At 58.4% G+C, this 11,637-nt stretch carries 12 protein-coding genes; 11 read left to right on the top strand and 1 reads right to left on the bottom strand.

Annotated elements, in window-relative coordinates; translation table 11 throughout:
- Window positions 1–538: 538 nt before the first annotated feature.
- From rpmH to mnmE, 5 genes are all read left to right on the top strand, one after another.
- A complete protein-coding gene (rpmH, locus tag A3224_RS16365) occupies window positions 539–673 on the top strand; it encodes a 50S ribosomal protein L34 (protein ID WP_067157157.1) in 135 nt (44 codons plus the stop codon).
- A 33-nt stretch (window positions 674–706) separates the two neighbouring features.
- Window positions 707–1,102: a ribonuclease P protein component gene (rnpA, locus tag A3224_RS16360; protein ID WP_067157154.1), complete on the top strand. Its 396-nt coding sequence runs from the start codon at window positions 707–709 to the stop codon at window positions 1,100–1,102.
- Entirely contained in the window at window positions 1,099–1,332 is a 234-nt protein-coding gene (gene yidD, locus A3224_RS16730; protein WP_074901817.1) for a membrane protein insertion efficiency factor YidD, read from the top strand. The genes rnpA and yidD overlap by 4 nt, the downstream gene beginning before the upstream one ends.
- 8 nt (window positions 1,333–1,340) lie before the next feature.
- Window positions 1,341–2,999 carry a membrane protein insertase YidC gene (gene yidC / locus A3224_RS16355; protein ID WP_067157151.1) on the top strand — a complete coding sequence of 553 codons (1,659 nt, stop codon included), beginning with the start codon at window positions 1,341–1,343 and terminating at the stop codon, window positions 2,997–2,999.
- 106 nt (window positions 3,000–3,105) lie between these two features.
- Window positions 3,106–4,482, top strand: coding sequence for a tRNA uridine-5-carboxymethylaminomethyl(34) synthesis GTPase MnmE (gene mnmE / locus A3224_RS16350; protein ID WP_067157148.1), 1,377 nt, complete (start codon window positions 3,106–3,108; stop codon window positions 4,480–4,482).
- 37 nt (window positions 4,483–4,519) lie between these two features.
- Here mnmE and dsbG read toward each other — a convergent pair whose 3' ends face one another.
- On the bottom strand, window positions 4,520–5,308 hold the full coding sequence (gene dsbG / locus A3224_RS16345) for a thiol:disulfide interchange protein DsbG (RefSeq protein ID WP_197463015.1): 789 nt from the start codon (window positions 5,306–5,308) through the stop codon (window positions 4,520–4,522).
- 296 nt (window positions 5,309–5,604) lie between these two features.
- Between dsbG and A3224_RS16340 the strand changes: the two genes are divergently transcribed.
- The 6 genes from A3224_RS16340 to A3224_RS16320 all read left to right on the top strand — a co-directional run bounded on the left by A3224_RS16340 (window position 5,605) and on the right by A3224_RS16320 (window position 11,634).
- On the top strand, window positions 5,605–7,056 hold the full coding sequence (locus tag A3224_RS16340) for an ATP-binding protein (RefSeq protein ID WP_067157142.1): 1,452 nt from the start codon (window positions 5,605–5,607) through the stop codon (window positions 7,054–7,056).
- Window positions 7,057–7,068: 12 nt separating this feature from the next.
- A complete protein-coding gene (locus tag A3224_RS16335; protein WP_067157139.1) occupies window positions 7,069–7,761 on the top strand; it encodes a response regulator in 693 nt (230 codons plus the stop codon).
- 119 nt (window positions 7,762–7,880) lie between these two features.
- A complete protein-coding gene (locus A3224_RS16330; protein ID WP_067157136.1) occupies window positions 7,881–8,132 on the top strand; it encodes a hypothetical protein in 252 nt (83 codons plus the stop codon).
- 88 nt (window positions 8,133–8,220) lie between these two features.
- The gene (locus A3224_RS16325; protein ID WP_067157133.1) at window positions 8,221–9,603 is read left to right on the top strand and encodes a ferredoxin reductase family protein; all 1,383 of its coding nucleotides are present in this window, start codon (window positions 8,221–8,223) and stop codon (window positions 9,601–9,603) included.
- A gap of 22 nt (window positions 9,604–9,625) precedes the next feature.
- The gene (locus A3224_RS16725) at window positions 9,626–9,841 is read left to right on the top strand and encodes a 4Fe-4S dicluster domain-containing protein (RefSeq protein ID WP_074901803.1); all 216 of its coding nucleotides are present in this window, start codon (window positions 9,626–9,628) and stop codon (window positions 9,839–9,841) included.
- Window positions 9,842–9,846: 5 nt separating this feature from the next.
- The gene (locus tag A3224_RS16320) at window positions 9,847–11,634 is read left to right on the top strand and encodes an FAD-dependent oxidoreductase (RefSeq protein ID WP_197463014.1); all 1,788 of its coding nucleotides are present in this window, start codon (window positions 9,847–9,849) and stop codon (window positions 11,632–11,634) included.
- The last annotated feature ends 3 nt before the right edge of the window (window positions 11,635–11,637 follow it).

Here is an 11,637-nt window from a genome sequence, read left to right as displayed (position 1 = left end):
GAAACCCCCCAAAACCCCTTAAATAAAGACAAGACCCAAAAAATGGGCAGCGGCAGACAGGTACGATACCGCCTCTGTGGATGGCAACGGACCCAACCGAGTGATCTGCGCAGTATACCTTTGCACCGCAGGGTTATCCACAAGCAAGTGGGCAATTATTGGAAATCTTGTGACAAAAATCCCCTTGTTATCAAAGGTTTGACCACTAATTAAGCAACCCGCAAAAAGAATTCCACAGAAGTTATCCACAGCAATCTGTGTATATCTTGGGGCCAATCGGTGGGAATTCCGAAATACTGCTGTCGCCTCAATTACTTGCCGCCAACAGCGGCGTGTCCATTCCCAAGCACCGGGGCCGAGGGGTTGATTTTCCCCGCCGTTCGCGTTGATTTCGCTGGTGCCTTTCTATACAATCCGCCGCCTTTGCAGCGCATTGCTCCGCTTTCGCCGGCCCGCCGGCACTGGAGCGGCGACTGGGCAAAGCCCCGCCAGGGCGGGCCCAGGAGTTTCCGAATACAAAGTCCCAGGTAGCAAGACAATGAAACGCACATTCCAACCCAGCAACTTGAAGCGCAAGCGCACCCACGGTTTCCGCGCCCGTATGGCAACCAAAAACGGCCGCAAGGTTTTGGCCCGCCGCCGTGCCAAAGGTCGCAAAGTCCTGTCTGCATAATTCTGTACCCGGCAACGGGGCACCCTCCTATATATGCAACAGGCGCGCAGCGACTTCGGTTTTGCCAAGCCGCTGCGCCTGCTGACCGCGGCGCAATATCGTGCGGTCTTCAACGCCAAGCGCCAAATACGTGCGGCACACCCGAATCTGTTGATCCTCGCCAGTCACAACGACCTCGACCATCCCCGTCTCGGCTTGGTTATCGCCAAGAAGCACGTTCGCAATGCCAGCGATCGCAACCGTATCAAGCGCATTGCCCGCGAGACCTTCCGGCTCAACCAACACAATCTGCCAGCCGTGGATGCCATTGTCCTGGCCCGCCCCGGCGTCGCAGAGCTGGACAAAGCCGCACTGGCCAAGTTACTGAACAAACTCTGGCGCAAACTGGCGAACCGCGCACAGCAGCCACAACAGGTAAGCCGCAAATGAGCTGGCTGGCGATCAAACTGATACACCTCTACCGCTATTTGGCCAGCCCATGGGTAGGCAACCAGTGCCGCTTCTACCCCACCTGCTCACATTATGCGGAAGAGGCATTAATAAGGCATGGATTCCTAAAAGGGGCTTATTTAACCGCCCTACGCCTTATAAAATGCCACCCCTGGCATCCCGGCGGCCCGGACCCCGTCCCCCCCGCCCCCACAGACAAAGACTCCTAGGTAAAAAGATGGATTGGCAACGCTATACACTGTTGGGCGGCATCGCCGCAGTGGTCCTGGCCTTGATATACCAGTGGAACGACTTTCAGGAGCGGCGCGCGCCGATTCCCGATCGAGAGACAGTGGTGCGTGAGGAACTCCCCACCAGCAGTCCAGCCACACAAACACGGGCCGACAACGACGTACCACAACTAGAAGCACAGAGCGACACTGCCGCCGGCAAGAGTGACGCGCAACGCAAGTTGATCAGCGTCACCACAGACGTTTTTGACTTATTGATCGATCCCCGCGGCGGAGACATCGTCAAAGTCGCACTGCGCCGGTATGAAGAGGAACTGCACACTCCGGATCGCCCGCTGATACTGCTGAACCAGACCCGCGACCATACCTATATCGCCCAAAGTGGTTTAATCGGGCAGAACGGCACCGACAGCGCCGCTGGCCGCCCCTTATTCACCGTTGCGGAAACCAAGTACGCACTGAAGGAGGGCCAAGACACCCTCACCGTGGATCTGACGCTCAAACAGGGAGAAACCGACATTACCAAGCGGTTCACCTTCCACCGCGGGGACTACTTAATCGACGTCACCTACCTGGTGGACAACCGCAGTAGCGAGGCTTGGTCCGCGGCCATGTTCGGGCAAATCAAGCGCGACGACCAAGAACCCCCGGTCGACGTAGGCATCGGCGTGTCCCCCTTCCTCGGTGCGGCGATGCACACTACCGAAGAAAACTACTTCAAGCAGGACTTTGAGGATATTGCCGAAAAGCCGACTCGCGAAACCGTCGAGGGCGGTTGGGTGGCCATGGTCCAGCACTACTTCCTCAGTGCCTGGATTCCGCCTCAGGACGAGCGCAATACCTTCGAGCTGCGCCAGCTGTCCGGTGGGCTCTACCGCATGGGGTTCACCTCGCCGCCGGTCGCGATTGCCCCCGGCAACCAGGGAACGTTGAGCGCCGCTTTTTATGCGGGCCCGAAAGACGTCTACCGCCTGGAAGAAATCTCCCCTTACCTGGACCTCACCGTGGATTACGGCTGGCTATGGTGGATCGCAAAGCCTCTGTTTGGCGTCCTGCATTTTATCCAGAGCCATATCGCCAGCAACTGGGGCTGGGCCATTATCCTTTTGACGGTGTTCATCAAGGCGCTGCTCTTCCCCCTGTCCGCCGCTGGCACCAAGTCCATGGCTCGCATGCGTAAATTCGCGCCGCAGATGAAGAAGCTGCAGGAGCAATACAAAGACAACCGGCAGAAGCTGGCGGAGGAGACCATGAAGCTCTACCGCCGGGAGAAAATTAATCCGATGGGCGGCTGTCTGCCAATTATGCTGCAGATGCCGGTTTTTATCGCTCTCTACTGGATGCTGACCGAGACAGTGGAGTTGCGCCACGCGCCCTGGATATTCTGGATCCACGATCTGTCCGCCAAGGACCCCTACTTTATCCTGCCCGCTCTGATGGGCTTGTCCATGTGGTTTATGCAAAAGCTCAACCCACAGCCGACAGACCCGACGCAGGCGCGTATCATGCAACTGATGCCGGTGATGATGACCTTTTTCTTCCTATGGTTCCCGGCCGGTCTGGTGCTCTACTGGATCGCCAACAACCTGATCACCATTGCGCAGACTTGGTATATCAACAAACAGGTGGACGCGGGCAAGGTATAACCCCGCCCCTGCTCCGGAAACCAAAATGCGGTTCTGGAGCGATAGACCGCCAAAACACAAAAGGGGCCGCAACTGCGGCCCCTTTTGGTTGGAGTAGACTCAACCGATGACCCAGCAAAACCCGGATAAAGACACCATCGCCGCCGTTGCCACCGCCCCGGGGCGCGGCGGCATCGGCGTAATTCGCCTCTCAGGCGAGAAAGCCCTGCCAATCGCCCGCGCTATTTGCGGTGGCAAGGCGCTGCAGCCGCGCTACGCCCACTACAGCAATTTTTTTCACGGTGACCATTTGGTCGACCAAGGTATCGCTCTTTTCTTCCCCGGCCCCAACTCCTTCACTGGCGAAGATGTGGTGGAGCTGCAGGGACACGGTGGCCCGGTGATTCTGGACCAGCTGCTCAAAGCGGCCCTTGAATTGGGCGCCCGCCAGGCGCGCCCGGGAGAGTTTTCCCAGCGCGCCTTCCTGAACGACAAGATCGATTTGACCCAGGCTGAGGCAATCGCGGACCTGATTGAAGCTGGTAGCGCCCAAGCAGCCCGCAATGCAATCAACTCCCTGCAAGGAGTATTCTCCGAAAAAATAGAAAGCTTAGTCGAAAATCTGACGCAGTTACGTATCTATGTCGAAGCATCGATTGATTTTCCTGAAGAAGAAATCGATTTCCTTGCGGACGGCAAGGTAGCAGCCGACTTGCGGGCACTCCTGCAACAACTGTCGGCCGTGGAGGCCCAGGCGCGCCAGGGCAGCTTGCTGCGCGAAGGGATGCGGGTCGCCATCGCCGGGCGCCCCAACGCCGGTAAGTCCAGTCTGTTGAATGCCCTCGCCGGGCACGACGCCGCCATCGTGACAGATATCGCCGGTACCACCCGGGACATTCTGCGTGAAACTATACATATCGACGGTATGCCGCTTCAGTTCGCCGACACCGCCGGGCTGCGGCAGGCACCGGACAAAGTCGAGCAGATCGGAATAGAGCGAGCCTGGGAGGAAATACGCCAGGCGGACCGGGTACTGCTGGTTGTAGATGCGCAACAGGCCCACTCAATGGACCCGGAGGCGGTCTGGCCTGAGTTCACCGCTCAACTGCAAGCTACGGAAAGATTGACCCTGGTATTGAACAAGATCGACCTCACCGATTACACCGCCGGCCTACAAGCCCATACCGACGGCGTGCCGGTCATCGCCCTCAGTGCCAAAACGGGCGCCGGCCTCGGGGCACTGAAGGAACACCTAAAACAATGCATGGGCTACAGTGGGGCCGCTGAGGGCAACTTCAGTGCCCGCCGCCGCCACCTGGAGGCCCTGTCCAGGGCGAGAGGGTTTATCGAAGCGGGCGCCAGCCAGTTACAGGCTAGCGGTGCCGGCGAGCTGCTCGCAGAAGATCTGCGCCAGGCGCAGCAGGCACTGGGGGAAATTACCGGCGCAGTCACCGCCGACGAGCTGTTGGGGCGGATCTTCGGCAGCTTTTGTATCGGAAAATAACCACTTTCCCCCATCGCCCCGGCGAGGTTGCCCCCCGTCAGGGCCTCGGGCCCCCCATCATTTTAACCAGCTCATCCTCATCGGGAGCGCCCTGCTTCATAAAGATCTGACCATTGGGGCCTTTGTAGTAGGTGCTGGGTGTGGCGTGCAAATCAAGGCTGGACATTAGCGCATTGTTTTCCCGTATGGTGTCAGAGTAAGCCTCCACACGCTTCGGCACCACCGCAATTCCTCCACTGCCGTATTTCTCCTGATTCTCCCGGAGCGCCGCGCCGGGGTCCTCAGCCCCCAAAATCGTGGCGGCCTTGGGCAGGCTATCTTGCTTGATAATACCGACCAGGATATGGCGAAGCTGCACCCGGCCAGCTTCGATCCACGGCCGCGCAGCACGGTGGAAACGGTGGCAAAACGGGCAGTTTGGATCGGTGAAGGTATACACAATAACCGGCGCACCGGCGCTTCCTTCACGCACCCACTCCGCTTTCTCAAGCGCGCGCCAGGCTTTGGCATTCTTTGGGCCCACAACCAGTTCCTGAACTTTTGCCTCGGTCAGATTTTCACCGGAGGCAGACAACATCGGGCCCACAATCACGTGCTCTCCGCCCGGTGTCAGGTAAAAAGCCACCGGCTGCCCTTGCATCTCCCCCACATAGCCGGTCAAACCATCGGGTGCTTTGAAACTCCCGGCAATGCGGACGCCCTGATCCACCAACTGCTGAACCACTGGGGGGTAAGGGGCCCCGGCAACCGAGCGGGCCGATACACAGGTCATAAAGGCCGCCGAGAACAATATGAAAACCATCAGCCTGGGTCGTAACATCATCATTCTTCTCCCAATAACACGCTATTGATAGCAACCCGCTCCATAAGGTCACCGGATAGTCCCTGCCCCTAGTCTGTGCAGTGGTAATTGAGGCAACATTGACCAACACTGGTTCCCTCAGGCCGTTCAAACTGCCCACCACTGCGAGGAGCCAATTCGGGAAACCCAACTTAATCGGCCGCTATTGTAAAAGACGCCCCAAATACCCGACGGCAAAGATGGAGAAACAGCAGTGGTAGGAAACGGCTCTTTAGCGGTAAGCCCACAGCCACAGCGATGAAAACGAAAGGCGGTACAAGTTGAAATTCAGCGTTTTCTATAAGTGGCTCCTAAGCCTGCTGCTAACTCTGGGCGTCATTGTCACCCTGATCCTGCTGCTGGTGAACTGGTCCTTCCAGAGAGGGTTCGTGTCCTACGCCCGCCAAAATGAAATCCTGCAGATTGAACGGGTCGCCAGCCTGCTGGCGGACGCCTACAAGCGCCGGGGAAGCTGGCAGTTTCTGCGCGACGATTACCGCCAGTGGGCGAAAATGCTGGAATCCGCGGGCATCGTAGTACCTCCACAGATGCGGGAGCAGCCGCCCCGCCGGCAGCAACAAGAGGTAGCGGACATTCCCGCACCGTCGTCTGGCCCGGACCTGATGGCCGCCTCCATCCCCCTGGCCCACCGCATAGTCCTGGTGGATACCCGACGGGACCCCATTGCCGGCCCCAGAATTCCCGTGCGCGAAGACCACTGGTACGCAGTGCGCAGTGGCGGCAAAACCGTGGCCTGGATCGGCCTACAGCCGATTGAGATCATCACCGACGAACTGGCCCGCAGCTTTATCGAACAACAGCGCACCAACCTAGTGTGGATACTGCTGGCAGGCCTGCTTCTGTCCCTGTTGGTGGCCGCCGCATGGGCGCGCTGGTTCCTGCGTCCCATTCAGCGGGTAATGACCGCGGCGCGGCAGCTGGCGGCAGGTAACTACGCGACCCGGGTAACCGTCAGGGGCCGTAACGAGCTGAGCGAACTCGCGGCCAACTTCAATCAACTGGCCCAAACTCTGGCCCGCAACGAGCAGATCAGACGCCAGTGGATTGTGGATATCTCCCACGAACTGCGCACTCCGATCGCAGTGATCGGCGGCGAAATAGAGGCCCTGCTAGACGGTATCCGCAAGCCCACCCCCGAGCGCATGGCCGCCCTACACAGCGAAATCGAAGCCTTGGGAAAACTGGTGGATGACCTTCACCTGCTCTCCCTGGCCGATCAAGCCACCCTGCAACTGGTACAGGAGCCAGTGGATCTGACCGCGCTGGTACAGACGCAAATCGCCCACTTTGAACCGCGCTTGCAGCAGCAGAAGCTTTCCCTCACTCTGGACGCCGATCATAGTGAGCCACTGCTAGTACTGGCCGATGCCCGGCGCCTGTCTCAATTGGTGGGCAATCTGCTGGAAAACAGCCTTAGGTACACGGACCCCAAAGGGGAAATCCGCATTCTGATCGATGGCGACGGAGAGCGTATTGTTCTGGAAGTACAAGACAGCCCGCCCGGAGTGTCCGAAACAGAGCTGGAGAAAATCTTTGACCGCTTGTACCGGGTTGACCGCTCCCGCAGCCGCGCTCTGGGCGGTTCCGGGCTCGGGCTCGCCATCTGCAGGGAGATTGTGCTCGTCCACGGCGGACAAATCCGGGCCGCAAAGAGCCCCCTTGGCGGCCTGGCAATACAAATCTCGCTGCCCCGCGAGAGATCCTTGAGGTAGGAATGTGACCCCATGTCGGACAGCCGCAAAACCATACTGGTGGTGGAAGACGAACAAAAGCTGTCGCAACTGCTGTTCGAGTATCTGCAGGCGGCGGGCTACCGGGCCCACTGCTTGTCTCGTGCCGACGCGGTCATGCCCTGGCTGGCGGAACACCGGGCGGATTTGGTGATACTGGATCTGATGTTGCCCGGTGGAGACGGCATGGACCTTTGCCGGGAAATCCGCCGCCAGTCCCAGGTGCCCATCATCATGTCCACAGCCAGAGTGGAGGAAGCCGATCGCCTGCGGGGACTGGAAACAGGCGCCGACGACTATGTCTGCAAGCCATACAGCCTGCGGGAAATGGTAGCCCGGGTAAAAGTAATCCTCAGGCGGATGGAACATGCGCCCCCGTCGTCCCCCAATACTGAAGAAGCCCTCTTTGCTATCGATCCGGCGCGCATGAGCATCCGTGTCAATGGCCAGGCCCTGGATCTGACCCGGGTAGAATTCCGCCTCCTCAGGCATTTAATAGAGCACCCCGGCGTGGTTTTCAGCCGCGATGCGCTGTTGAACATCATGTACGACGACTACCGCCTCGTCAGTGAACGCACTATCGACAGCCACATCAAAAACCTGCGCAGGAAACTGTCCCTCTATCTGCCGGAAAAAAGGATCATTCATTCTATCTACGGCGCCGGTTACCGCTTTGAGCTGGAGTGAACACACCTCGCCGGCTCCCAGCAGCTACAAATTCCATATTTCCTCCACAATCTGTACGCCACTTCGCAATAAGCTGATGCCATTGCAGCAAAACGCCCCATAAAAGCGAGGTGACACAAATGACGCGCAAGCCGCAATCCACACTCACCGGCCTGATACTGCTCGGGCTCTTGTCCGCCTGCGGTCACGCCGCCCCTCCCGAAGGAAAGCGTCCTTCCGGGCCGCCACCAGAAGCATTCGAAGCCTGTGAAGGCAAAGCCGAAGGCGACCAGGTGACTTTTCCCGGGCGCGAAGGTGAAGACCTAGAAGCCACCTGCCAACAAGAAGACGGCCAGCTGGTCGCCGTCCCTCTCGACGCACCCCGGCGCTGAGCGACGGGCTTCCTCGATTCGTCCTCCTTGGCGGAAAGTCGCACCGCGCTTTCCGCGTTTTTTCCTCGCTGTTGTGTTTGGAGATGCCATGGCAACTCAGAATCTGATCTGGAATCGCTGGCTGGCGGAGTCCGGAGTACGAAAGACCAAGGGATTCAACTTAAAAGCCCGCTACTGGCTTCTGCTGGCAATCCCCTATTTGGCGACCCAAGCACTGAGCATGGACTTCAAGGACTGGTACTCCGAAATTCTCAGTGCCGCCTGGGTGCTGGGTATGGCGGCCTTTATCGTACAGTTTCCCCTCGGCGGGCGGATTCGCAAAGGCAGCCTGTTCGGCAATATCGACTGGAGCATGACCCGGCATAAACAGGTGGGAAAATTCCTGGGCTACCTGTTCTTCCTGCATCCCTTCTTGATTCTCGCGCCCCGTTTTTTGATGTCCTGGGATGATGGCATGACCAGCTTGGTCAGCGTGCTGACATCCCCCGCCATGCTCACCGGCCTGATCGCCTGGGGATTAATGCTGGTGTTTGTATTACTGGCAGTGTTTAAACGGTCACTGCCGATGCGCTATGAAACCTGGCGCTTACTGCATTTGTTGGCTTTTGCCGGTGTGGCGGTACTGGCCACCCTGCATGTCACCAGTGTGGGCCGCCACGGCCAGTTCCAGCCGCAGTTCAATCAGCTTTGGTGGGGACTCCTTGCCGCGGTTGCCGCTCTGATGACTTACAACCATCTGATCAAACCACTGCGCTTAAAGCGCGTTCCCTTTACCCTGAAATCCGTACAGCGGGTTAGCCGCAGCGACTGGCAGCTGACGCTAGAAAAGCCCCCCGAAGTGTACTTCGACTTTGCACCCGGCCAGTTTGTCTGGATCAACACCTCCGGCTCCCCGTTCGATATGAACGAGCATCCGTTTTCCATAGCCTCCAGTCGCGGGGACTTGCCGCAGCTGTCATTCATTATTCGCGAGCTGGGGGATTACACCGGCCATCTGGACCACCTGACACCTGGACAAGCGGTTTATCTAGATGGCCCCTACGGCAGTATGAGTCTGCAAGACAGTGACAGAGCCCGGGGAATCCTTCTGGTGGCAGGTGGTGCCGGTATCGGCCCTATGCTCAGCCTTCTGCGGGGCCTGGCCGCCAGGCGGGAAAGCCGCCCGGTGCGCCTGATATACGGAAATCAATCCATGGACCAAATGGTGCTGCAAGACGAGATCCGCAATCTGGAAAAAACGATGCAGGATTTCCGTCAGTTACTCGTGTGCAGCGAAGCGGAAACCGGCACCGAGGACGTCTACACCGGCGTTATCGACCAAACCATTTTGGAACAGGGGTTGGGCAAAGATCAGCAGCAATGGGCAGTCTATGCCTGTGGCCCAGCGGGCATGGTGCAGGCTGTGCGCCGACATACCAAATCCCTGGGAATACCCGCCAGCCAACTTCACTATGAACAGCTGTCATTTTGATTATTGAATTACGGAAACCACCATGCCGATTCATGAAATATCCGGTTGCATCGGTTGCGAGGCCTGCGTCAAAAGCTGCCCTACCGATGTAATCCAAATGGATAGAGAGAGAAATAAGGCCTATATCGCCTACGTGGAAGATTGCCAGATCTGTCATCTATGCCGCCTGTACTGCCCCGTGGGCGCCATCAGTATCACCCCGGAAAAGAGCATCCCGGTAATGGTTTCCTGGAGGTAGCGGCCGTGAGCAAGAAGACAGATCTTTCCCGGCGCCGTTTTATGGGCGCCGCCGCCGGCACTCTGCTAGGCGCATCCGCGCTGAGCGCGCTCAACCTGAATGCGGCGCCAGTGAAAAACCAGCCGAAGATTAATCCCCAGGCGTTTTCGTCGGATCAGCTCGAAACGGATGTTCTGGTGATTGGCGGCGGCATGGCCGGGCTATTTGCCGCGGTCAAAGCACACGATGCCGGTGCCCGTGTTTTAATCGTCTCCAAGGGGCGGTTGGGCAGCTCCGGACTGACGCCCTTTGCCAAAGGGATCTTCAGCTACGATCCGGCCACCGCCAATATGAGCATCGATGAATTCGTGGCTAAAGTCTCCGAATCATCCCTGGGCAGTAGCAACCCGGTGTTCACCCGGCAGTTGGCAGAGTACTCCAAAGCGCGGGTGGAAGAGCTGAAGTCCTGGGGCTTTTTCGATTCCGCGCTATACAACAACAGCTTTATGCGCCCGATCGAAGCGCGCGGCATTCCGCTGCATGAGCGGATCATGATCACCCATCTGCTGAAGGAGCAAGGCCGCGTAGTAGGCGCCTCCGGATTCAGCCTGGATGACAATCGAATTCTCCACTTTCGCGCTAAAACCGTGGTGCTCTGTACAGGTTCCGGCGGCTTTAAATCCAGTGGTTTTCCCCTGTGTGATCTCACCCACGACGGCACCGTCATGGCCTACAAGATCGGCGCCAAAGTCACCGGCAAGGAATGGAACGACGGCCACCCGGCATCCGCGGTCAACTCCGGTTCCTGCTATGACAACTGGCACGGCCAAGTGGAAGAAAAGCCCAATATCACTTCAGTAGATATCCACCACGATCTCGGGGTGGACATGAATTACACAGCCTATGTCTTAGGGCCCTCGTCCCAAGGCATGGGCCCACCCGGCGGACCCGCGGGAAAGGGGCCCGGTGAGCGATCAGATGGCCCTCCGTCCATGGAACAAGTCAGCGGCGGCCCCTATGTACCCGAAGCTTTCCGCCGTGCCGGCGGCCCACCACCAATGCCTCCGCAACAGAGTGGATTTCTGGCTGGACTCTTCGGGGATAAGAAACCGAGCGGTCCGCCCGGGATGCAAGGGCCTAAAGTGGGTGGTTCATCCGCGGGCATGGCGATCCACAAATCGGAAGGGCTGGTGCCGGTCGACGAAACCGGCCTGAGCACTGTTCCCGGCCTCTACGCAGCCGGAGACGCGCTAGGCTCCTATATGTCCGGAGGAATCTACACCCAGATTGGCTCATCCCTAGCGGGTTCCGCCGTGCAGGGCGCCATTGCGGGAGAGGCTGCAGCTAAGGCCAGTCAAAAGGCCATGGCTGTGGAACTGCCAGCATCAAAATTCGCCGCCGTGGAGGAAGAAATTTTGGCGCCTTTGCAGCGGGAGCGCGGCTACAGCCCGGCCTGGGTCACCCAAGTTCTGCAGAGCGTCATGATCCCCAACTTCGTGCTCTACATCAAAAAGGAGCGACTGATGCAGGCGGCGCTGGCCTATGTGGAGGAATTGCGGGAGCACCATGTACCCATGCTACTGGCAGACGACCGCCATAAGCTGCGCCTCGCCCACGAAACTGAAAACATGATTATCACCGCAGAAATGAAAATACGGGCATCCCTTATGCGAAAAGAGAGCCGCTGCAGCCACTATCGGCTCGATTATCCGGAAGTGGATGACGTCAACTGGCGTGCCTGGATTAATATCTGGCAGGACGAAAAAGGCCAAATGCAGCTGGAGAAACAACCATTTGGTACCTGGCCGGTATAACCG

Source organism: Microbulbifer thermotolerans, assembly GCF_001617625.1.
In the GTDB taxonomy this organism is placed as follows: Bacteria; Pseudomonadota; Gammaproteobacteria; order Pseudomonadales; family Cellvibrionaceae; genus Microbulbifer; species Microbulbifer thermotolerans.
Note: the sequence above shows the minus strand (reverse complement) of the source record. Positions and strands in the feature narration are given on the sequence as shown.